The 25304-nt window shown below is 32.1% G+C and carries 18 protein-coding genes; 14 read left to right on the plus strand and 4 right to left on the minus strand.

What is annotated here, in order from left to right; translation table 11 throughout:
• The first annotated feature begins 536 nt into the window (after positions 1–536).
• The 6 genes from adhE (U472_RS07885) (at position 537) to U472_RS07910 (ending at position 12993) form a co-directional block, all read left to right on the plus strand.
• Positions 537–3119 (plus strand): bifunctional acetaldehyde-CoA/alcohol dehydrogenase, encoded by a 2583-nt coding sequence (gene adhE / locus U472_RS07885; protein ID WP_342672726.1) that lies wholly within the window; start codon positions 537–539, stop codon positions 3117–3119.
• A 504-nt stretch (positions 3120–3623) separates the two neighbouring features.
• The gene (locus U472_RS07890; protein ID WP_068717181.1) at positions 3624–4664 is read left to right on the plus strand and encodes an ABC transporter permease; all 1041 of its coding nucleotides are present in this window, start codon (positions 3624–3626) and stop codon (positions 4662–4664) included.
• Positions 4661–6064 (plus strand): ABC transporter permease, encoded by a 1404-nt coding sequence (locus U472_RS07895; RefSeq protein WP_068717183.1) that lies wholly within the window; start codon positions 4661–4663, stop codon positions 6062–6064. The genes U472_RS07890 and U472_RS07895 overlap by 4 nt, the downstream gene beginning before the upstream one ends.
• Positions 6065–6068: 4 nt before the next feature.
• Complete coding sequence (locus U472_RS07900; RefSeq protein ID WP_068717185.1) at positions 6069–7052, plus strand: ABC transporter ATP-binding protein; 984 nt, start codon at positions 6069–6071, stop codon at positions 7050–7052.
• A 448-nt stretch (positions 7053–7500) separates the two neighbouring features.
• Positions 7501–10158: a bifunctional acetaldehyde-CoA/alcohol dehydrogenase gene (gene adhE, locus U472_RS07905; protein ID WP_176714131.1), complete on the plus strand. Its 2658-nt coding sequence runs from the start codon at positions 7501–7503 to the stop codon at positions 10156–10158.
• 273 nt (positions 10159–10431) lie between these two features.
• Complete coding sequence (locus tag U472_RS07910) at positions 10432–12993, plus strand: diguanylate cyclase domain-containing protein (protein WP_068717187.1); 2562 nt, start codon at positions 10432–10434, stop codon at positions 12991–12993.
• Positions 12994–13034: 41 nt separating this feature from the next.
• Here U472_RS07910 and U472_RS07915 read toward each other — a convergent pair whose 3' ends face one another.
• Both U472_RS07915 and U472_RS07920 read right to left on the minus strand, forming a co-directional pair.
• The gene (locus tag U472_RS07915; RefSeq protein WP_068717189.1) at positions 13035–13382 is read right to left on the minus strand and encodes a class II SORL domain-containing protein; all 348 of its coding nucleotides are present in this window, start codon (positions 13380–13382) and stop codon (positions 13035–13037) included.
• A gap of 17 nt (positions 13383–13399) precedes the next feature.
• Positions 13400–13957: a rubrerythrin family protein gene (locus tag U472_RS07920; RefSeq protein WP_176714128.1), complete on the minus strand. Its 558-nt coding sequence runs from the start codon at positions 13955–13957 to the stop codon at positions 13400–13402.
• A gap of 508 nt (positions 13958–14465) precedes the next feature.
• Between U472_RS07920 and U472_RS07925 the strand changes: the two genes are divergently transcribed.
• Complete coding sequence (locus tag U472_RS07925) at positions 14466–16187, plus strand: 2-oxoacid:acceptor oxidoreductase subunit alpha (RefSeq protein WP_068717192.1); 1722 nt, start codon at positions 14466–14468, stop codon at positions 16185–16187.
• Positions 16187–17044 carry a thiamine pyrophosphate-dependent enzyme gene (locus U472_RS07930; protein WP_068717195.1) on the plus strand — a complete coding sequence of 286 codons (858 nt, stop codon included), beginning with the start codon at positions 16187–16189 and terminating at the stop codon, positions 17042–17044. The genes U472_RS07925 and U472_RS07930 overlap by 1 nt, the downstream gene beginning before the upstream one ends.
• 55 nt (positions 17045–17099) lie before the next feature.
• Here U472_RS07930 and U472_RS07935 read toward each other — a convergent pair whose 3' ends face one another.
• Positions 17100–17666, minus strand: coding sequence for a biotin transporter BioY (locus tag U472_RS07935; RefSeq protein ID WP_141677962.1), 567 nt, complete (start codon positions 17664–17666; stop codon positions 17100–17102).
• 24 nt (positions 17667–17690) lie between these two features.
• A complete protein-coding gene (locus U472_RS07940) occupies positions 17691–18260 on the minus strand; it encodes a biotin transporter BioY (RefSeq protein ID WP_068717199.1) in 570 nt (189 codons plus the stop codon).
• Between the two features lie 759 nt (positions 18261–19019).
• On the opposite strand from U472_RS07940, the gene U472_RS07945 reads away from it, so the two are divergent.
• From U472_RS07945 to U472_RS07970, 6 genes are all read left to right on the plus strand, one after another.
• Complete coding sequence (locus tag U472_RS07945; RefSeq protein WP_068717201.1) at positions 19020–19181, plus strand: rubredoxin; 162 nt, start codon at positions 19020–19022, stop codon at positions 19179–19181.
• Entirely contained in the window at positions 19182–20345 is a 1164-nt protein-coding gene (locus U472_RS07950) for an FprA family A-type flavoprotein (protein ID WP_068717203.1), read from the plus strand.
• A complete protein-coding gene (locus U472_RS07955; RefSeq protein ID WP_068717205.1) occupies positions 20345–20725 on the plus strand; it encodes a desulfoferrodoxin in 381 nt (126 codons plus the stop codon). Before U472_RS07950 ends, U472_RS07955 begins: the two co-directional genes overlap by 1 nt.
• A gap of 90 nt (positions 20726–20815) precedes the next feature.
• Positions 20816–21391, plus strand: a complete 576-nt coding sequence (gene rbr, locus U472_RS07960; protein WP_068717207.1) for a rubrerythrin — start codon at positions 20816–20818, stop codon at positions 21389–21391.
• 264 nt (positions 21392–21655) lie between these two features.
• Positions 21656–23215, plus strand: coding sequence for a BglG family transcription antiterminator (locus U472_RS07965; protein ID WP_176714129.1), 1560 nt, complete (start codon positions 21656–21658; stop codon positions 23213–23215).
• A gap of 305 nt (positions 23216–23520) precedes the next feature.
• On the plus strand, positions 23521–25071 hold the full coding sequence (locus U472_RS07970; RefSeq protein WP_068717210.1) for a BglG family transcription antiterminator: 1551 nt from the start codon (positions 23521–23523) through the stop codon (positions 25069–25071).
• Positions 25072–25304: the final 233 nt, after the last annotated feature.

Here is a 25304-nt window from a genome sequence, read left to right on the forward strand (position 1 = left end):
AAAAGAAGAGAATAAAAATTATCTAATACAATTAATTTCTAAAAGTATAATTTTAATATAGTCTCGTGAACTTAGACTGAAATTTTCCAGTATTAATATTTCTATAAAAGTTTTATAATTATATTAAGTTATAGACAAAAGTTATATGTTCTAGATACTATATTGGATAAAATTCATTTTAGATTCACAAATCTATATAGATGTCCAAGTCTAAAGTGAAATTCTCCCCTCTCTTAAGAGTAAGGGGGGAATAAACAAAAAACTATTTTAATATCGGCCTAGTATCTTATATTTAAATTTGACTTTAAAGTTGGATGACTATAGAAGAGTTAAATAGGATTATAAAAGTAGTTATATTTATTTTTGGTTTTACCTTTCTTATCCTGATTAGCTCTTTGCTTAAATAAAAGTTATTTTTATGTATGAATTCTACCCCTTTTGTAAAATATAGAGATGATGATTATTAATATTTTCTTAAATTCATTTATAGTAATCATTTAACTTTTATTTTGATGGGAGGTAGAATGATGGAAATAATGAGGGTTACTAACCAAGAAGAATTAGAAGAATTAATAGAGAGAGTCAAGTCTGCCCAAAGGGAGTATGCTACATATTCTCAAGAACAGGTAGATGAAATTTTTAGAAGAGCAGCTATTGCAGCTAATGATAATCGAATTACCTTGGCTAAATTAGCTGTTGAAGATACTGGAATGGGAATTGTAGAAGATAAGGTAATTAAGAATCATTTTTCAGCTGAGTTTATTTATAATAAATATAAGGATGAGAGGACTTGTGGAGTTATTGAGCATGATACTTCCTTTGGGTTGAAGAAGATAGCAGAGCCAGTAGGAGTATTAGCAGGAATTGTGCCAGTAACCAATCCAACATCAACAACTATCTTTAAATCATTAATTTCTTTAAAGACAAGAAATGCTATTATCTTCTCGCCCCATCCTGGAGCTAAGAGGTGTACTATAGAGGCAGCCAAAATTGTTTTGGAGGCAGCTGTTAAGGCAGGAGCACCAGAGGGGATTATTGGATGGATTGATGAACCATCAATTGATCTGTCACAATTTTTAATGCGCCATAAATATACTAGTATGATTTTAGCTACTGGTGGACCAGGAATGGTTAAAGCAGCTTATTCTTCAGGTAAGCCAGCCATTGGAGTAGGATCAGGAAATACCCCTGTTATTATTGATGAAACAGCCCATCTTAAAATGGCAGTTAGTTCTATCTTAATGAGTAAGACCTTTGATAATGGTGTTATCTGTGCTTCTGAGCAATCAATGGTAGTTGTAGAGGAAGTATATGAAGAAGTTAAAAAGGAATTTCAAGAAAGAGGAGCATATATACTCTCTCCAGAAGAAAAACAGCAGGTAGGAGATGTAATTATAGTCGATGGCCATGTCAACCCTCAAATTGTTGGGCAGCCAGCTTACAAGATAGCAGAGTTAGCAGGTTTAGAAGTTCCTGAAAGTACTAAAGTCCTGATTGCAGAGGTTGAAGCTATTGGAGAAGCAGAGCCTTTCTCATATGAGAAATTATCTCCAACCTTAGCTATGTATAAAGCTGAGAAGTTTGCTGATGCTGTTGATATTGCTGTTGAGTTAGTCCGTTTTGGTGGTATTGGACATACTTCGGTACTTTTTACTGAACTAATTAATAAAGGAAGAATAGATTATTTTGGTTCAAAGATGAAGACAGGAAGATGTTTGATTAATATGCCAGCTTCTCAAGGAGCAATAGGGGATATTTATAACTTTAAGTTAGATCCTTCTTTGACTTTAGGCTGTGGTTCTTGGGGAGGTAATGCAGTAAGTGAGAATGTGGGGGTTAGACATTTGTTAAACATTAAAGCAATTGCTGAAAGAAAAGAGAATATGTTATGGTTTAGAGTTCCAGAGAAGATTTATTTCAAATATGGTTCTTTACCTACAGCAATGAGTGAATTAGAGAACAGAAAGAGGGCCTTTATAGTTACCGATAAACCACTGTATGATTTAGGATATACCGATAAGATTACTAATGAATTAGATGAAATGGGAATAGATCATAAAATCTTCTCCGATGTTGAGCCAGACCCTTCAATTTCCACAGTAGAAAAAGCTGTTAAGGAGATGAGAAGCTTTGAACCTGATATTATAATTGCCCTTGGTGGAGGTTCGCCAATGGATGCTGCTAAGATTATGTGGTTAAAGTATGAGCACCCAGAAGCAGAATTTAAAGAGCTATCAATGACCTTTATGGATATTAGAAAGAGAATCTATCAATTCCCTGAGTTAGGAAAGAAGGCTTACTTTGTAGCTATTCCTACAACTTCTGGAACAGGTTCTGAAGTAACTCCTTTTGCTGTAGTGACCGATAATAAGACAGGAATCAAATATCCAATTGCTGATTATGAGTTGACACCTGATATGGCAATTGTAGATCCCGATTTAGTCTTATCTATGCCACCAAAGTTAACAGCATACTCTGGTTTTGATGCATTAGTTCATGCTATAGAAGCATATGTATCTGTATTATCTAATGAGTATACTAAAGGACTAGCTTTAGAAGCTATCAGATTGGTATTTAAATATTTACCTAGATCTTATAAAAATGGAGCAGAGGATAGAAAAGCTAAAGAGAAGATGCATTATGCAGCTACTACTGCAGGGATGGCCTTTGCTAATGCTTTCTTAGGAATTGGTCATGCTATGGCCCATAAATTGGGATCTGCCTTTGATTTGCCCCATGGTCTAGCTAATGGGTTACTAATTACTCAGGTTATTAAATATAATGCTACTGATGTACCAATCAAGCAGACAGCATTTCCACAATATAAATATCCATTGTCTAAACGTAGATATGCTAAAATTGCAGAACATTTACAACTTGGTGGAAATACCGATGATGAAAAAGTTGATTTATTAATTGAAGAAATTAATAAACTCAGAAGAGAGATTGATATGCCAATGACTATTGAAGAAGCAGGTGTAACTGAGGTTAATTTCTATAAAAAATTAGACAAGATGGCAGAGCTTGCTTTTGATGATCAATGTACAGGAGCTAATCCTAGATACCCATTAATTGATGAGATTAAAGAGCTTTATATCGAAGCTTATAAAGGAAACTAAAAGTAATTATTAGTGGAGGTTTAGGTTAGAGAGTAAAATTAAAAATTAAATTTATTTGTATTGCTTTATTCAATATTTACTAATATCTAATATCAATTAAATTATTAAAGCCCAAATTATATTTAAATATAATTTGGGCTTTAATAATTTCTGTATATATAAATAAACCAGCTAAAAGTGGAAAGGTTAAACTGCTTCTTATTGCAGGGAATAAGGAAGTTGAATTTAAGGCAAAATTGATAGAGTCTGGAGTATTTAAAGGTAAAATTCCTGGAAAAGCAACCAAAGACCTTGAAGCAGGAACTTATACTATTCTTGCTCTTGGATCTGTAGGGGATGCTGATCCTACTTCAAAAACAGCAACAATCATTATTTATTAAAAATGATGGACTTCTACCCAAAAAGAAGGTGGTAGAAGTCTTAATATAAATTGATGATATTGATAATAATTAATAAATTTATTCGATATAATTTTTGATTGAAGGGATAGAGGTGGTTAATTTAATGTATGGAAAATATGCTCTAAAACGAATTATTCATATGCTTCTTACCTTTATAATAATTATCTTTATTTATTCTGCCTTGTTTAATACAGTGATGGAAAGAACACTGGAAGCACAGATAACTGAACAGGTTAGAGGAGAGATTATAGCTAGAAGTAATATGACTGCCAAAGAGATTGAAGTATATAAAGTAGAAAGAGTTAAGTCACTTCGTTTGAGATATCATTTAGATGACCCTATTTTAAGTCGTATTTTTTGGAGGGGAGTCGATATCATTACTTTAAATTGGGGTGATTCCACAATTATAACTTCTTTGGAAGGTTCAAGAGATGTTAAAAAGATTATAGCTGAAGTTATACCAAATACGTTGATTTTATTTACAACAGCAATAGCTTTAGATATCTTAATTGGAATACTATTAGGAATTAAGAAGGCACAGAAACCAAATAAGCTTCTTGATCAAAGTACTTCCATTATAACAATGATTGTTTATGGAATGCCATCTTGGTGGTTAGCCATGATTATGATCATGGTTTTTGTATATATTATACCTATATTTCCATCTGGGGGACTACATTCTGTACCTCCACCTGAAGGGTTTGCTTATTATTTGGATATACTTTACCATTTAGCTCTTCCAGTAATTACATTAATTATAATTGGGTTCTGGGGGAGAGCCTATTTAACACGTAATATAGTATTAGGTACATTACAGGAGGATTATATAATGTCTGCAAGGGCAAGGGGACTTCCAGAAAGCAAGGTATTATATGGGCATGCTTTGCGTTCAGCAGCGCCTCCTATTGTTACTATGGGAGTAATGTCATTACTTATGTCTGTTAGTGGAAGTCTTGTTTATGAAGGAATATTTAGTTGGCCAGGAATGGGAAATTTATACTGGATCTCTGTCCAACAGAATGATATTCCAGTTTTATTAGGACTTTTATCGGTGACCACTGCACTTTATTTAGGTGGACTAGTCTTTTTAGATCTTATATATGGTTTCTTAGATCCAAGAATTAAGGTAGGTGATAAGAAATGAGATGGAGAGATATAAAAGAGTCTTTTTTAGAATTTTGGCATAAATTTAAGCAAGAGAAATATGGTATTATTGGAGTGGTTTTTTTTGGATTATTTATTTTGCTTATTTTGTGTGAATCATTAATTATCCCCTTTCCAGAAGCAGATAGTAGGTGGAGAGATGTAACTTATTGGCAGAACAATCCTAAAGGTGCCGAACCGATTTGGGTAAATTGGTTTACTTCTCAAGATAGGGCAGAACATAAGATTTTAGATAGCCCTAAAGTACTTGAGAAAGATCGCTCTAAGATGAAGATAATGAATTTAATTTTTGATTATAATTATGAAGATGAACTTCCACCAAAGGATTTAATCTTTAAGGCATTAGCTAAGGGGAATATTATGATGAGTATCGAACTAGAAAGACCAGATGGCAATAAAGTACAACTATCTAGAATCTCCATTAATAATTCTAATGAAAAAGAGGTAGTAGTATCTTTAAATAATAAGGGGAGTTCTACGGCATATGACTTTATTAAGAAGTATGATACAGCAGAAAATATACAAAGTTTATCTAGGGATACTATTAGGCCTATGAATATTTTCTTTTCTCAAGTTCAAGAAGGTATGTATGTTCAACCAACTCCATTAAAGGGGACTTATAAGATTAAGATATCTGCCATTGTTATGGGCAAAGATTCTATTTTAGAGAATCCCTCCTTAACTATTGCGGGAAGAGTTTTTGGTCTTTTAGGAACTGATAACTCTAAGCGAGATATTTGGAGTGGTATTATAGCTGGGGTTAAATGGGCAATGTTACTTGGATTATTAACATCTTGTATATCTGTAACTATTGGAGTTATTTATGGTGTAACCAGTGCTTATTTTGGTGGTTGGGTTGATGCTTTAATAATGAGGATTTTTGAAATCTTTACAAGTATTCCACTTCTTCCAGTATTAATAGTTATGAGTGCTATCTTTAAACCAAGTATCTGGATTTTAATGATAATGATGAGCCTATTTTTTTGGGTAGGTTCAGTAAGGACAGTAAGGAGTATAGCATTACAGATTAAAGAAGAGACTTATATAGAAGCAGCTTATGCTCTTGATGCATCAGATTCAAGAATTATCTTCAAACATATGATATCACAAGTTGTACCTTATTCTTTTGCTTCTATGGCATTAATGGTACCTAGTGCTATTATTTATGAAGCGACTATCAGCTTGATTGGGCTTGGTGATGCTACGATTGTAACTTGGGGACAAATTTTACATGGTGCTATGAGTAGTGGTGCTGTTTTACAAGGTTTATGGTGGTGGGTTATTCCACCAGGAATATTTATTGCAATGATGGGTATGACTTTTGCATTTTTAGGTTTTACTATGGATACTATATTAAATCCAAAATTGAAAAAGAGGTAGATAGATTATGGATAAAGTATTAGAAGTAAAGAATTTAAAGTTATATTATTATACAAATAAAGGACCTGTGCATGCAGTAGATGATATTTCTTTTGATATATATAAAGGAGAAACTTTAGGAGTAGTTGGTGAATCAGGTTGTGGAAAGAGTACAACAGGTAAATTACTGATGAAACTTATTGAGCCTACAGATGGTAAAATTATATTTAGAGGAGAAGATGTCACTTATCTTGAAAAAGAAAAAATTAAGAAATATAAAGAAAAGGTACAGATGATCTTTCAAGATCCATATGCGTCACTCAATCCTCGCTTTAAAATTAGAGATGTACTAACAGAACCATTGGTTATTCATAATTTAGGGGAGAGTAGAAAAGAAAGGGAAGAATTGGCCATTGAAGCTTTAGAAGAGGTAAAGTTGACACCTGCCAAGGATTTTATGGAGAGATATTCACATATGCTTAGTGGAGGGCAAAGACAAAGGGCAGCTACTGCTAGAACACTAATTTTATCGCCTGATTTTATTATAGCTGATGAGCCAGTTTCGATGATTGATGTGTCTACTAGAGCAGAAATCTTACAGATGATGAAAGAAGTACAGCAAGATTTAGACCTTACTTATTTTTATATTACTCATGACTTGTCAACGGCTCGTTATTTTACTGATAGAATTGCTGTTATGTATTTAGGAAGGATTATAGAGATGGGTAAAGCTGATGATATTATTGATAATACAATTCACCCTTATACTAAGGCATTAATCTCAGCAGTATGTGAGCCTATACCTGGAAGAGTAAATAAAGTTAAAGAAGTACCGATAAAAGGTGAAATTACATCTGCTGCTAATCTACCTCAAGGATGTCGTTTTCATCCACGTTGTATATCTGCTAAACCAGAGTGTTGGGAAAATGATGAGACAGAGCTTATGGAGGTAGAAGCTGAACATTTTGTAGCTTGTAGAAGATGGAGGGAGTTGACTAATTTTGGTTAATATTTAATATAGATAGAAGATTTAGGGTAAAATAATCAAGATAAAAGAGCAGTTAATTAACTGCTCTTTTATCTTGATTATTTTTTAACAAATTATTTTTTGTTATTTTTTAAAAAAATAATATATACTACATCTAGTGTTTTTTTATTAATGGATAACGCTAGATATAGTAAAGCTAAGGTGAATTAAAGTTATAATTATATTATAAGGTAGTTAATGTTAGTTATATTGATTATTAGGTAGTTAATTATACTATTTGAACTTTTATCCCTATTTAACTTTAAATATTAAAGTTGAAAAGTATAGTTATATTTGATATTATTTTATCAAGTCGAGGAGAGGACATAATGCTATAAGAAAGTTTGTGTATAAGTTCACAAGGAAGTATTAATGTTTTTACGGGTGTTGTGTTTTCTTTGAAAAAAAGGGGGACTGTAAAATGGGAATTATGAAAGTTACTAATGCCAAAGAATTTGAAGCATTGATTCAGAAGGTAAAAGAAGCTCAAGCAGAGTACGCTACATATTCGCAAGAACAAGTTGATGAAATCTTTAGAAGAGCAGCTATCGCAGCTAATGATAAGAGAATTGAATTAGCTAAGATGGCTGTTGCAGATACTGGGATGGGAATAGTTGAAGATAAAGTAATTAAGAATCATTTTTCATCAGAATTCATCTACAATAAGTATAGAGATGAAAAGACTTGTGGAATCCTTGAAGAGGATGCTGCTTATGGAACAAAGAAGATAGCAGAACCAATCGGTATCTTAGCAGGGATTGTACCAACAACAAACCCTACTTCTACTACAATCTTTAAGTCTTTAATCTCTTTAAAAACTAGAAATGCAATAATCTTTTCACCACATCCAAGAGCTAAAAATTGTACAATTGAAGCAGCTAAGACTGTTTTAGATGCTGCAGTTAAAGCAGGAGCTCCAGAGCATATTATTGGATGGATTGATGAACCATCAATTGAATTGTCTCAAATGTTAATGAAACATGATGATATCAGTATGATTTTAGCTACTGGAGGACCAGGAATGGTTAAGGCGGCTTATTCTTCAGGTAAGCCAGCAGTTGGAGTAGGTGCAGGAAATACTCCAGCAATTATTGATGAAACAGCTCATATTAAGATGGCAGTTAGCTCAATCTTAATGAGTAAGACTTTTGATAATGGTGTTATCTGTGCTTCTGAACAATCAGTAAGTGTTGTAGCTGATGTTTATGATGAAGTAAGACAAGAATTTATCGACCGTGGTGCACATATATTATCTCCAGCTGAAAGAAAGAAGGTAGCAGAGGTAATCATTGTTGACGGACATGTTAATGCTCAAATCGTTGGTCAACCAGCTTATAAGATTGCTGAGTTAGCAGGTGTAACTGTTCCTAAAGAGACTAAAGTATTAATTGCAGAAGTAGATAAGGTTGGAGAAGAAGAGCCTTTCTCTTATGAGAAGTTGTCACCAACATTAGCTATGTATAAAGTTAAAGATTTTAAAGAAGCTGTTGATAATGCAGTGGAATTAGTTAGATTTGGTGGTATCGGACATACATCAGTTCTTTATACAGACCAAATCAATAATGATAGAAAAGATTACTTTGGTTCTAAGATGAAGACAGGAAGAATCTTAGTAAATATGCCTACTTCTCAAGGTGCTATTGGTGATATCTATAACTTCAAATTGAGCCCTTCTCTAACTCTTGGTTGCGGATCTTGGGGAGGTAACTCAGTAAGTGAAAATGTGGGGGTTAAACATCTTATGAATGTAAAAACAATTGCAGAGAGAAAAGAGAACATGTTATGGTTTAGAGTACCAGAAAAGATTTACTTCAAGTATGGTGCATTACCAATCGCATTACAAGAGTTGGAAGGTAAGAAGAGAGCATTTATCGTAACTGATAAGCCATTATATGATCTTGGCTACACAGAGAGAATTACTAATGTATTGGACACAGTTGGTGTAGATTATAGAATATTCTCTGATGTAGAACCAGACCCAACTTTAGCTACAGTTGAAAAAGCAGTTAAATTAATGGACTCTTTCCAACCAGATGTAATTATCGCTCTTGGTGGAGGTTCTCCAATGGATGCTGCTAAGATCATGTGGTTAATGTATGAGCATCCAGAAGCAGAATTTAAAGAGTTATCTATGACTTTCATGGATATTAGAAAGAGAATCTACAAGTTCCCTGAATTAGGAAGTAAAGCTTACTTTGTAGCTGTTCCTACAACTTCAGGAACTGGTTCAGAGGTAACACCATTTGCTGTTGTTACTGATCAGAATACAGGTATTAAATACCCAATTGCTGATTACGAATTGACTCCAGATATGGCAATCGTTGATCCAGATTTAGTATTATCTATGCCAGCTAGATTAACAGCTTACTCTGGTATCGATGCTTTAGTACATGCGATTGAAGCTTATGTATCTGTATTCTCTAATGAATATACTAAAGGTTTGGCTTTAGAAGCTATCAGATTGGTATTCAAATATCTACCTAGATCTTATAGAGGTGGAGCAGAGGATAGAAAAGCTAAAGAGAAGATGCATTATGCAGCAACAACTGCAGGTATGGCTTTTGCTAATGCATTCTTAGGAATCTGCCATTCTATGGCACATAAATTGGGTTCTACTTTCCATATTCCACATGGTTTAGCAAATGCATTATTAATTAATGAAGTAATTGAATATAATGCTAGTGATGTACCAGTTAAGCAGACTGCATTCCCACAATACAAGTACCCATTAGCTAAGAGCAATTATGCTAAGATTGCTGATCACTTAGGATTAGGTGGAAATACTGAGGAAGAAAAAGTACAATTATTAATTGAAGCTATTAATGAGCTTAAAGCAGAGGTTGATATTCCAAATACAATTGAAGAAGCAGGAGTTAGTGAAATTAACTTCTATGCACAATTAGATGAGATGTCAGAGTTAGCCTTTGATGATCAGTGTACAGGAGCAAATCCAAGATATCCATTAATTAGTGAAATTAAAGAGTTATATATCAATGCTTTTAATGGTAAGAAAGTTGAAGAAGAGGCTATTGAAGAGGTTACTGAAGTTGAAGCAGAAGTTGCTGCTACAACTGAAGATGCTGAATAAATTATTTAGTTGTAAAAGACCAGCTTAATGCTGGTCTTTTTTTATGGAGATAATTATGAATATTCTCAACCTTAAAGGTTATTAGACTATACCTTCTTAGCAGAGTCTTTGGGATAAGAAAAAAAGGCTTATTGAGAGTCCTTTATAAACTTTTATTTAAAAAGTAGAAGAACAGAGACACAGTTATTCTAATCTTTTAGAGGAATTTATCGATAAAAGTTGAAGTTTTTATTATAGATTAGATGAAGTAATAGGAGGTGTAGTAGGTTTATCATGGTAATGAACTTATATAAAGATAAATTTGTTTTAATTACTATATTGATATTATTAATTTTAGTATTTAATCTGACAAGCTCTCAAGCTAATGAAGATAAGAAGAATATATTGATTATTCATTCCTATTATCCTGAATTTGGTTGGACAGCAAATATTGACAGAGGTATCAGAAGTATCTTAGGTGCTAACTCTGAAAATATAAATTTACATACTGAATACTTGGATACTAAGCGAATAATTGATAAAGAGCATATAAATAATCTGTATAGACTCTTTAAACATAAATTTAAGGATGCTAAATTTGATTTGATTATTTCATCTGATGATGATGCCTTGAAATTTTTGTTAGAATATCGAGATGATCTCTTTTCTAATACATCAGTGGTATTCTGTGGAATAAGTGATTTGGACAAGTATTCCTTTGAGAGTAAGGAGAACTTCAGTGGTATAGAAGAAAAACTGGACATGAAAAGTACAATTAAGGTTGCTTTGAATCTACATCCTAACATTGACAAAGTAGTAGCAATTACTGATGGAACTACTACTGGTCTAACAAACTTACAGATGTTAAAAGTTGCTATGAATGATATTCCTGAGCCTATCAGTCTAATCACTTATAAATTATCTTATCTCACTGAAGTAAAGGAGATAGCAAGGAAGTTAGATAAAAATAGTATTATAGTCTGGCTTGCCAGTATAAAATATGATTCAGGGAATTTAATCTCCTTGACAGAAGCCACAAAACTGATTTCTAAATATACTAATAGACCAATTTATAGCTTTTGGGATGTATTTCCTGGAAATGGGGTATTAGGTGGTAAGATTAGTAGTGGCTACCAGCAGGGAAGAATTGTTTCTCAGATAGCATTGAGCATATTAAAGGGGGAAGAACCAGTTATTGAGGAGAGTCCTAATAAATTCATGTTTGATTACCATGAGTTAAAGAGATTTAATATACCCTTTGATAAATTGCCTAAAGAAAGTATTATTGTTAACAGACCCCGTTCATTTTATAATGAGAATAGAGGTAAGGTCTTAGCTACTTTAGCCTTTATAATCTTTCTGACTATAATTATCTGTCTTCTTTTGATAAATATACTTAGGCGTCAAGTAGCAGAAGAGGAGCTTAAAGAGAGTAGAAATAAATATAGAACCTTATTCCAAGCAACAGGTACTGCTAGTTGTATACTAGAGAAGGATACAACGTTCTCTTTGGTAAATGATAAGATGGAAGAGGTTTTGGGTTATTCTAAAGAAGAGATTGAGGGTAAGATGAAACTGTTAGAATTAATTATGGATCATGAATCTTTAAGTAAGATTTTAAATTATCACTGTCAACGCAAGAGTGATGAAGATAATATTTCTGAGAGATATGAGCTTGATATTATAGATAATTTTGGAGAGAAGAAGACTGTGATTATTCAAGCTAAGCTAATACCTGATAGTGAGAAGAGCATAGTCTCATTAATAGATATTACCGAACGTAAGAAAGCTGAAGAGAAGATTAAATATATTAGTTATCATGATAGTTTAACTGGACTTTATAATAGGAAGTTCTATGAAGAAGAATTAAAAAGGCTAGATGTAGAACGAAAATTGCCTTTAAGCATAATTGTGGGAGATGCCAATGGATTGAAATTGACTAATGATGTCTTTGGTCATGAAGCTGGAGATAAACTATTAAAAGAGATAGCTAGTATCTTAAGAAATGCTAGTCGTAAGGAAGATATTATTGCTCGATGGGGTGGTGATGAGTTTGGGATTATTTTGACAGAAACTAGTGAAGAGGTTGCTCAAAATATAATCAAACGGATTAAAGAAGGTTGTGAATCTTCTGATTTTGATCCAATTATTCCTCAGATTGCTTTAGGGTGTGCAACTAAGATAAGGAATAAGGAAGATATAAAAGAGGTATATAAAAGAGCAGAGAATAGAATGTATGAAGACAAAGCAGAAAATAAGAGTAGTAGCAATAGTGCACTACTAAAATCACTAACTGAAAAGCTAGAAAATAATAGTTATGAAACTGTAGGTCATACCTCTAGAATGATTAGCATGAGTAGAAAGATGGGGTATAGGTTGGATTTGTCAGAGAGGGATATAGATAAATTGGTTAAACTGGCTAAATATCATGATATTGGTAAATTACCAATCAGAAAAGAGGTACTTAATAAAGATAAATTTTTAACTGAGAAAGAATGGGAAGAGTTTAAAAAACATCCAGAGCATGGATATAATATAGCTAAGAGTTTTCAGGATTTAAGAAGTATCGCCAATGATATTCTTTATCATCATGAGAATTGGGATGGAACAGGTTATCCAGAAGAATTAGCAGGAGAGGATATCCCCTTTTTATCTAGGGTTGTACATATAGTCGATGCTTATGACGCATTACTTAATCGACCCTATAATTCAATTGATAATAGTAAAGGCTACCAAGGTCCTATGTCTAAGATTAAGGCTATACAAGTGATAAAAGATAAATCTGGAAAGTTCTTTGATCCTGAATTAGTTGATGTTTTTCTGAAATTAATAGAAGATGAGAAAGATAATAGCTAGTACTAGCTATTATCTTATTTTTGGAAAGGATATTATTGATTTTACTCTACAGTAATCTCTTTATTTCCTTGCCATTGGCCATGTAAGTTACAGAGTTCATAAGCTCTGATAGTACAAGACTCTTTTAATTTTACCTTAAAAGTAACCGCTGGCTTCATTTCAGGGGTGAAGTTTGCTCTGCCTAGATGATAATAGTTAGCATAAAGATCAACATATTGGATAAAGTGACCTGGTTCTACAGGATGATCTATCTCTCCCATCTTGACAGTAATATCGAAATATTCGTCTTTCTTTACTTTATCAGGTGCTTGAATTACAGGTATGTGCTTCTTTTCTAGCTCAGTCTTATTATTTGTATTATCAGCTTGTTTTACTTCATAATATTGCATTATTATCCCCCTTATTATTAATCTCTAAATTCTTCAAAATCGTCTTTACTTGCCCCACAGATAGGACATTTATCAGGTGTATCATCTTTGACAGTATGTCCACATACTGTACAAACACTTACATATTCTAAATCATAATCCGCGTCATTTTCAACTGAGTCTCTTGCTTCACTATATAATTTAGAGTGAGTTTTCTCTGCTTCTAGAGCATAGTGGAAGGATTTAAGGGCATCCTTTTCATCTTGATCTTTAGCTACTAGATAATAGCTAGGATACATCTGTTCAACCTCAAAGTTCTCTCCTGCTATAGCACCTTCTAAATTTTCAGAAGTAGAACCAATACCAAATCCAGCTCCAGAAGCAACTAAGAAATCCCCTTCGATATTGTCATGAGCTTCAAAGTGATTACTAGCATGTACCTCTTCAGCAAAAGCAATAGCTTCAAACAATAAAGCTACATTCGGGAATCCATCTTCTTCAGCTACTTGACTCCAAACTCTATATCGCTGATAAGCTTGACTCTCACCACCAAATGCGGAACGGAGGTTCTCTGCTGTCATTTCATTATTCACCATTATAACACCCCCTTTGTGTAATTAAATACATGATGAGTGTACTATTAATAACACTTATGTATTATAATAACCAGAAGAATAATTTTTATTTAGGTTATTCATGAATTATATATTAAATAATTTAATATATATATATATGATGTAGTAGATTAATATAATCGTTGTGCTAGTTAAATGATGATATGGATTTTAAAAGAACAAGCTGATGAGGAGATTGATTTCTTTTTAACTGAATCTTTTACGTTTAGAATCGATGTTTTTGAAGCAGCTATTGTGTTAGAATAAATTTATTATTTTGGCAATTCACATCAAAATAATGTGGATTGCTTTTTTATTACATTTCGATGTCTTGGTATAAATAATTTAATTTCTTATAATACTAAGGCATATAATAGTAATTTGTAACTATCTATTATTCAATAAGATGGTTTTTACTATGTTATATTTTAAGAATAATGAGTAAAATAACATAGATGTCTGCTACTATAAACAACAAGGAGGGAAGTATATGGATTTTAATTTAGTCATTGCTGGTGAAGCAGGACAAGGGTTAAATACATTAAATTTTGTATTAAGTAAGATTTTATTTAAAAGTGGATTTCATATTTATTCAACTAAAAATTATGAATCCCGTGTTCGTGGTGGACATAATTTTATGAAAATTAGATTTGGAGATGAAAAGATAACTGCTCCTAAAGATGAACAAGATATATTACTAGCTTTAAATAAAGCTAGTATAGAGATTCATCAAGACTATGTTAAAGATGATGGAATTATGATTTATAATGGTGAATCCTATGAAGGAGAGCTAAGAGAGAAGAATCAAGATAAGGAGATATTCTCTCTAGAAGCTGCTTTAATAGCTCAAGATATCGGAAATGGTAGAGTTGCAAATACAGTCTTTGTAGGAGTATTACTTAAATTATTAGGAATGAATTTAAAGATTGCTGAAGAGGTATTAGATGAATACTTTAGACGTGCTGAAGATATTAAACAGATGAATATTGATGCATTGCATAAAGGATATGAGAAAGCAGAGGTAGCTAAAAGAAGGTTTGAGATGCCAGAGGTTACTCCTAGAGATAACCAAATTTTGATTAATGGAAATCAGGCTATCGGGATGGGAGCAGCTGTGGCAGGGGTACAATTTTACTCTGCTTATCCAATGACTCCAGCCACAGGGGTAATGAACTATTTAGCTAAAAGGCAGAATGATTTAGGAATAGTAGTGGAGCAGGCAGAAGATGAGATTGCTGCTATTATGATGGCCTTAGGTGGGTCTTATAGCGGAATTCGTTCGATGACAGGAAGCTCTGGTGGTGGATTTGCTCTAATGACAGAAGCGGTAAGTTTTGCTGGAATTGCTGAACTTCCCATAGTTATCGTAGATGTTCAAAGACCTGGTCCAGCAACAGGATTACCTACTAGAACTGAGCAGGCCGACCTATTATTTACTATCAATGCAGGGCATGGTGATTTCCCTAAGATGGTTATTGCTGTTAAGGATGCTGAAGATGCATTTTATCAAACCTTTAGGGCAGTCAACCTAGCTGAAAAATATCAGATACCGGTTATTCTCTTAAGTGATCAGTTTTTGGCAGATGCTGAAGTAAATGTAGATGCTTTTGATTTAGAAGAATTAGAGAACTATAATGGTTTTATCTCTGATAAAGAAGCTAAGAATATAACTGATTATAGAAGATATGCTTTTAGTGATGATGGAGTCTCTCCAATGGCATATCCAGGGCAACTTGAAGATGATATAGTCTTAATTGATAGTGATGAGCATGATGAGCATGGACACATTATCGAAGATGCTGAAACACGGGTAAAGATGGTAGATAAGAGATTTGATAAGATAGATAAATTAATTATGGAGGATTTAGAAGAACCAGAGTATGTAGGACCAGAGAATATAGATTATTTATTAATTGGATGGGGTTCTACTTACGGACCATTACAGGAAGCTAGGGAACTTTTAGAGCAAGATGGTCATGATGTAGGGTTATTAACGTTCAGTGATGTTTGGCCATTACCAATTGAAGAGTTAGAAGATAAAATTGATGGTCCAACATCAATTATTGTTGAGAATAATGGAACAGCCCAATTCTCCCGTTTAATCAGTGCAGAGACTGGAATTATGATAAATCATGAGCTGGTAAAATATAATGGTCGACCATTTACTGCTCACGAAATCTATGAGGCTATCCAAGAAGAGGTGATTGACTAATGGTAAATCCAGAGATATATGAACCAAATCGAGAGACAGCCTGGTGTCCAGGTTGTGGTGATATTCCTTTACGTCAATGTTTAGCAGAAGTTTTAGCAGAATTGGAATTAAAGCCTTCCCAAGTAACTATGTTTACTGGAATTGGTCAGGCAGCTAAGATGCCCCATTATATTAAGGTTAATGGATTTAATGGTCTCCATGGTAGAGCTTTACCACCAGCCATCGGGATGAGGTTAGCTAATCCTGAGATGAAGGTCATTGTAGAGTCGGGTGATGGGGATACCTATGCAGAGGGTGGTAACCATATCCTCCATAATATCAGAAGGAACCCAGATATTGCTCATTTTGTCCATAATAATCAAATTTATGGTCTGACTAAAGGGCAAGCTTCTCCAACAAGTGAAGAGACTTTGACTACTTCTACACAACCAAATGGTATTACTCAAAGACCTTTTAATCCTGTCAAATTTGCAATTGCAATGGGTGCTACCTTTGTAGCTAGAAGTTTTGTAGGCAAGAAAGAACATTTAAAAGCTATGATGAAAGCAGCAATTAATCATAAAGGTTATGCTTTAATAGATATCTTACAGCCCTGTGTCTCTTTTAATAAAATTAACACTTATCAATGGTATATGAAGCGAGTCTATGAATTAGGTGACGATTATAATTCTACTGATTATCATGATGCTATAAAGAAAGCAGATGAATGGGGAGATAATATTCCAATTGGTATTATTTATAAAGCAGAAGGAGTTCCTATCTTTAGAGATAGGCATCCACAAATTGGTGATAGAGTTTTAGTAAAAGAGAAGAAACATCCTAGAGAGTTTCAAGCATTGATTGATGAGTTGAAATAAATTTTAATAAAAGTAAAGGGTGAGGATTATCCTCACCCTTTACTTTTATTAATTTTTAATCTTCATAAATAGGTAATGCTCCTCTGACTTGAGTAATAACCTTTTTGGATATTAGAGCTGCAATTATACAGAGTAATAGGTCACCAGGGATTGGAAGTAAAAATCCAATCTTAATTGCTTTACTTAGACTAATAGTAGTCCCCGTAATGAAGTTTAAATTAAGGTAAAGATAGACTACCCCAAATAAATAAACTACGGTTAAGCCAATGAAATTAGCTAATAAAAAGTTAATGAAAGTTTTATGTGTTAAATTCTCAATTATTTTACCAATTACATAAGCACCAATAGCAAATCCTAGTAAATATCCAAAGGTAGGTTGTAAGATATAGCTAGGTCCCCCACCTTGAGTAAAGATGGGAATACCAATCAATCCTATTCCTAGATAAACTAATTGGCTAATTAAAGCTAGTCTACTCCCCAATAAGCTCCCAGCAAAGAATACGAATAAAACCTGTAGTGTAAAGGGTACATAAGGGATAGGAATTTTAATAAAAGCTCCTACTGCTGTTAAAGCAGCAAATAATGCAGCTAAGATAAGGTCTTTAGTTTTAATTTTTACCACCACCAAATTAACTAATAATAAATTTTAATTTCTTGGGCTTGCAGTAGCAATTGCATTCTCTACTCGCTCAATGACTTCTTTAGAAATAACTGCAGAGATAATAGCCTTAATGACATCAAAAGGTAAGAAGATTAAAAAGCCACCAATTAAGGCACTATTAATTGGGTATGTTTTACCAAGATAAAAATTCATGATTAGATAAAGATGAGTTACTCCAAAAAAGTAGAAGACAAGCAGTCCTACAAAGTTAGCCAAGATAAAATTTTTAAAATTCTTTTCACTACTTTCTATTATTTTACCAATTATGTAAGCGCCAATAGCAAACCCTACCAAGTATCCAAAGGTAGGATTTAATACATAAGCAGGTCCTCCACCACTGGTAAAGATAGGAATACCAATTAATCCAATAAAAATATATATTAACTGGCTCATTAATCCTAAACGGCTACCTAAAAGGTTAGCAGCAAATATTACAAATAGAGGTTGCATACTAAAAGGTACTCCAAAGGGTGTTGGAATCTTAATAAAAGCACCAATCGCAGTCAAAGCTGCAAAAAGAGCAACCAATATCATTTCTCTAGTCTTAATATTCATAATAAATCCTCCTTAAATATAGTTTAAAAATGAGTTAACCATATTATTTAAAGGTTAACGATGGATTTATTATAACAAAGTCTTATAATATTTGTCAATATAATTACTGTTATACTTGAAAGATATATTTCAAATTTATGTAGAAGCTATCGTTTTAAAGAGATATTGCGACACTTTTACTTCAGTTTACAGTTAACATCTTTAAAACCGAAGAAAATTTCTGTTTGAATGAAGCAAAAATTGAGCTAAAATTTAGAGTTTAATCAGATTTTAAATAAAGAATATAATTAATGATAATAATTAGTAATTTGATTGCTGAGTGAGTGGGCTTTGCCATAGAAGTTTCCCTACAGATTTTTACTAAAAACCTTCCGTAATAAATTTATGAACCTGTAGGTTTGGTTACTTTTTCGCCCTGAAGGCACTACGCCTGAAGAAGTACTCTTGGGGTGGAACCTAATATTTTGCTAACTTTTTTAAAGTAAAAGTGTCGCAATATACCTATATCATATCACTATAGCATATAAGATCCATAATTTTTATAGTAAAATAGACAAAAATAATGATAATCATTCTTAAATACAACAAAAAATAAATATTTTTTAATTTAAGCAGGAATTATTACTAATAATCTCTAATAATATAGATAGAGTAAGAAAATCTTCCGAATAAAAGATATTGATTTGTTAATAATATTAGAAAAAGTTATTAGATTTTGTTATTTAATATTAATTTCAAGTAAAATCGGGAGGTATCATTATGAACAAATATAAATGCATAATCTGTGGTTATACTTATAACCCTAAAAGAGGTGACAGAACTCAGGGAGTAGAAGAAGGAACTTCTTTTGAAGAGTTATCTGAGAGTTGGCGCTGTCCAACTTGTAGAGCACAGAAGATGGATTTTAAGGAGGTCAAGTAAATGAAAGCAGTTGAGATTAAAGAGAATATTTATTGGGTAGGAGGTATCGATTGGGATTTAAGAGATTTTCATGGTTATCTAACACAAAGGGGATCTACTTATAATGCCTATCTAATCATTGATGAGAAGATAACTCTCATTGATACTGTCAAGCATTACCTTTATGATGAGATGATAGCCAGAATCTCTGATATAGTAGATCCAACTAAGATTGATTACATAATTTCTAACCATGTAGAGATGGACCATTCAGGTGGTTTACCTAAGTTGATGGAAGTAGCAACAAATGCTAAATTAATTACTTCTCCAAAGGGGAAAGCTGGGTTAATAGCACATTATAAGAAGGATTGGGACTTCCAAATTGCTAAATCAGGGGAATCTCTTAATATAGGAAAGAGAAATCTAAACTTTGTTTTAACACCAATGGTTCATTGGCCTGACAATATGGTTACATATATACCAGAAGAAAAGTTATTATTCTCTAATGATGCTTTAGGTCAACATTATGCTAGTGCTGAGCGTTTTGATGATCAAACTGATTTTGATATTGTTATGGAAGAGGCTAAGAAATATTATGCTAATATAGTAATGCCTTATGGAAGACAGGTACAAGGTGTTTTAAAGGCTGTAGCAGATTTAGATATTGATATAATTGCACCTTCCCATGGAGTAATTTGGAGAACCTTTGTTCCAGAGATTATAGAAAAGTATAAAAAATGGTCAGCTAACGAATATGATGAGAAGGCATTGATTATATATGATAGTATGTGGGATTCTACTAAAAAGGTGGCTTATGCAATTCAGAGTGCTTTTGAAGAGAAGGGTATCAGTACAAAGATATTAAATTTAGATGTCAATCATCGTTCAGACATCATTACTGAAGTGTTAACAGCTAAGTATATCTGTGTAGGATCACCAACTTTAAATAATAATATGTTACCATCTGTAGCAGCATTTTTAACATATTTAAAAGGCTTAGCTCCTAAGAATAGAATAGGGCTTGCTTTTGGCTCTTATGGTTGGGGAGGGCAGAGTATTGGTCAAGTAGAAGATGTACTAAAGGAATGCAAGTTTGAAACCCTTGATCCAATCAAGGTTCAATATATACCTGACGAAAGTCAGTTAGAAGAGATTAAAAATAGTTTGAAGGAGGAGATTGAGTAATGGGTACTAAATTGAGAGAAGTCTATAGATGTAACCATTGTGGCAATGTAGTAGAGGTTGTGCAAGCTGGACCAGCTCCACTAGTATGCTGTGGAGAGAAGATGGAAAAATTAGATGCTCAAACAGCAGACTATACTACTGAAAAGCATGTACCAGTAGTAGAAGAGGTTGAAGATGGAGTTAAAGTAACTGTTGGAAGCACTCTACATCCAATGACTGAAGAGCATTTGATTAAATTTATCGAAGTATTAACAGAGGATAAGGTACTTCGTGCTGAGCTAGAAGCTGGTCAAGAGCCAGTAGCTGAATTTAAAGTGTCTAAAGATGAGATTGTAGATGTTAGAGAGTTCTGCAATCTTCATGGTTTATGGAAAGCTTAAAAAGTAGTGTATAGTGTACAGTTGACAGTTAATATAAAAAGTAATTTTTAAACTATCAACTAATAATTAATAATTTGGAGGATGATAAGTATGGCTAGTTTAAAGGGAACAAAAACAGAACAAAATTTATTAAAGGCATTTGCTGGAGAATCCCAAGCAAGAACTCGTTATACATATTTTGCATCTCAAGCTAAAAAGGAGGGTTTCCGCCAAATCGAAGCTATCTTTTTAGAGACTGCTAGAAATGAGAAGGAGCATGCCAAAGTATTCTTTAAGTTCTTAGAAGGTGGCAATGTAGAGATTACTGCTGCTTACCCTGCTGGAGTAATTGGAACAACTGAAGAGAACTTAGAGGCTGCTGCTGCTGGAGAGAATGAAGAACATACTGAGCTATATCCAGAATTTGCTCGTGTAGCAGATGAAGAAGGTTTCCCAAAAATAGCTGTAGCTTTTAGAAAGATTGCTGAAGTAGAGGTAGAGCATGAGAAGAGATATTTAAAGTTATTAAAAAATGTAAGAGAAAATAAGGTATTTGCTAAGGATAAGACTGTAAGATGGAAGTGTGATAACTGTGGTTATGTACATGAAGGTGATAAAGCACCTAAGAAATGTCCAGCATGTGCTCATCCACAAGATTTTTTTGAATTAAAAGAGACTAACTATTAAAAGTTAAAAATCATAAAGAGCTTCACCTACTGATAGATTGTAAGTAGGTGAAGTTCTTTAATTTAAAAGTGTAATTTTTCCTCAATATAAGTGGAAATAAATATAGTTAGTGAAGGAAGGTATTTTAGATGAAATGTTTAAGTATGTTATAGATTAAGATTTAGATTAAGTTATTAAATTAGAATCAATTTATTTTAAATTTAATAACTAGCTACTTTATGCAAACGATTCCTTATTGTTTAAAAATTATTAAGGGTGATAATAGTGATTTATCTATCTAAAAGAAGGCATGGCAAATTGTTATACATCTTATTGAATAACCCGAAAGTGACCATTAATCAATTAGCTAAGAGGTGTAAGGTCTCTTCTCGCACGATTAGAAGTGATTTAAAAAAGTTAGAGGAGAAACTAAATTGTATTGGGGTTATTTTACATAAGAAACCAGGTGTTGGAGTTTGGTTAGAATCAGAATATGATAAGATAATGTGGTTGAAAGAACATATATTAAAAGCGATAACCTTTAAGAGTAATTTTTCACCTTCAGATCGAAGAAAAGAGATAATAAAAATATTATTGGAAGATAAAAGTTATAATTGTAGTCTATTGGCACAAGAGTTATATGTTAGTAAATCTACAATTAGTAAGGACTTAGGGGAGATTAGGAAATGGCTTAGCAATTATAACTTAACTCTACAAAATAGTCAGCAATCTGGTATTGAAATAAAGGGAGAAGAGAGGCATTTAAGAGTAGCAATAGTGGAAATATTATTTAGGCTTATGAAACAGGCAGATTTAGAAGAGATAAGTAAATTACTTGAAGACAATCACAGTGTTAATCCTAAAGATTATGAAGTTTTAAAGGATTTTTCTGCTGAAGTAGATTTAAAGAAGATTAAAGAGATAATATATTCTCAGGAGATTAAAGGTAAGTTCTTATTTACCCAGATTAGCATTTTAGCTATTATCTTTTATATTAGTATAAGTATAAAGCGATTTAAGCAGGGAAAGAAAATCAAATTATTAGAAAAGGATATCATTAGATTAAAGAGATTAAAGTTATTTAAATTAGCTAAGATTATTGGAAAGAAGGCAGAAGAAGAATTTGGCTTCTTAATTTTAGAAGATGAACTGTGTGGAACTTTTATACAGTTTTTATGTGCAAATATATATTATGATAATACATTAACTACTAAAGAGGAAATTTCAAAGAGAATCAATAAGACTGTCATGGAAATAAGTAGAAGGTTCATTGACTTAGTAGAAGATGAATTAGGTGTGAATTTAGCAGATGATATAAATCTATTTTTAGATTTGATATTACATGTAAGGCACATTTATAATCATTTTAGATATCAAGTACCTAAGATCGTTGTGAATGAATTGGATAATATTATACTAAATAGGATTAAAGAGAATAATCCTAACATAATTGAGATATCGAATAAAATTATAGATATCTTTAGCCAGTACCAGATAAATATCTTAAGTGAGAGAGACATTGATTATATAGCTATATTATTATTGTCAGCTGTTGAAAAATTTACAGAGAAGACAAAAGCTATAATTATTAATAATGAAACTTTTGCAATTAATGAATTAATGATTAATAGATTAATATCAAGTATATCAAACTTAGAGATAATAGATCATATTTATAATCAAGATATCAATCATAAGAAATTAAAGGGTGCTGATTTAATTATTACTTCTAATCAACTAGTTACTTTGCCAGAAGCTATAGTGATTAGTCCCTTAGTCAAACAAGAGGATATTCAATTAATCAGAAGTAGAATTAAATTATTAGCAGAAGATAAGGCTTTATAATTTATATAGTATTTTATAATAGAATGTAAGTAATTTATCTGGCTTTAGGAATTTTTATTTAATATCATATAACCCTTACTTTGCCAGAAACCTAAAGATAAAAAACTTAATTTAAAAAGCAAAATAATCATTTAACAACCTAACCTGTATAAAATAATATCTAGTTTATATTAATACTCAATCTAAGATCTTCTGTTTAGATATAATAGCATAAGATTATAAGTAATATACCTATTTAAAGTTAAATTTTATTACTTTATACAGGTATTTTTTTATTTAGTTTAATACTTATAGGAGGGTGAAGTGTGTTAAGTTTATCTAAATATAGATACAATAGAATTATAGATATATTATTGAAAACTGACACAATAGTTACTATTAAAGAGTTAGCAAATAGATGTAGTGTCTCTTCTAGAACTATTAGGTCTGATTTAAAACAGTTAAAGGTAGAGCTAGAGAAATTCAATATTTATCTATATAAGAAACCAGGGATTGGTGTTTGGCTAGAGGGAGATGATAATGATAGAAAATTTCTAGAAGAAGAGATATCCCAAGAGGAAATAGAGTATATATCCTTATCTTCAACAGAAAGGGTAAAGGAGATAATTAAGAGGTTATTATTAAATCAGAAAGATTATACTATAATAATGTTGGCTGAAGAATTAGCTGTAAGTAGATCTACTATTATTAAAGATTTGTTGGATGTTGAGCAATGGTTAAATAAATATAAGTTAAATTTAAATAGAGTAAGAAATTATGGTATTTATATACAGGGAAGAGAGATACATTTAAGAGAAGCAATGGTTAACATTATCTTTGAGTTATTGGGTAATAAATTAGAAGAGATAAGCCACTTGCTAATGAATAATCAAAGTATTTATCCTCAAGACTATGATGTTTTACGAGAATTTTGCTTTAATATAGATTTAAAGAAGATAAAGAGGATAATTGAGACTAATAGGATAAAGAATGATTATCTATATTCCCGTAGGTCCATCCTATATATTACTTTTTATGGAAGTGTTGCCCTTAAAAGAATTAAAGAAGGAAAAGAAGTCAAATTAACTTCCCATGAATTAAGAGAATTGAACAAATCTAAACTGTATAAAATTGTAAAATTTTTTAGAATTATAGTAGAGAAAATAGTAGGATTAAAGATATCACAAGATGAATTTGGGAAAGCCTTTTTACAATGTTTATCAGAGGAGTTTTATTTAGATAAAAAGTTAGACGATGGTGAACAGGTTCTGGATAGAATAGATGAAGAGGCAATAGATATAATGAATAAGTTTATATCTATTGCTGAAAGAAGGCTTGGAATTAATATAGAAGATGATACTACTGCATACATGAATTTGATGTTATATATAAATCATCTTTTAAAGAAGTTTAAATACGGTATTAGTAGAAGTGTATTATCTGATATAGATGAAGCTATAATAGAAGAGGTTAGAGAACTTAATTCTAATATATTTGAAGTTGCTAATGAAATTAAAGGGATTTTTAAAGAACATTCAATAATAATAAAGGAATATGATATTGATCATATCGCTTTATTATTATTGTCGATATTTGAAAAAAGCAAGGATAAAATTAAGGCTTTACTTATTTTTCATGAAAATAGGGTTATTAATGATTTAATTAGTATCCGTCTGACCAATAAGATGGCTAATCTCAAAATAGTTCAAACATTATATTATCATCAGGTGAATGAGGAAGCTTTAAAAAACGTAGATATTATTATTACCTATAAATATTTATCCCAAATTCCTGAAGCAATAGTGATAAGTCCTCTAGTTGATGATAATGATATTCAAATAATTAATAATAAGATTAGATTATTTAAAGATAATTAAGATTTTTATTAATGGAGACACCATTTAAATGATGTTTTTGAGATACAGGTTATTGATAGTACAAATAAAAATTGACATTAAGCAGGAATTTACTAATAAATATAAAAAGTATAGGTAAATAATCCCACTTAAAGGAATGCTACTTATGCCTAACACGGGAATGGAATTGCGCTTATCTATAAATGTACCACACCCATTTAGAGATATCAATAATTTAATATTAGATTTAAAAA

Origin of the sequence: Orenia metallireducens (genome assembly GCF_001693735.1) — a bacterium.
Taxonomy (GTDB): domain Bacteria; phylum Bacillota; class Halanaerobiia; order Halobacteroidales; family Halobacteroidaceae; genus Orenia; species Orenia metallireducens.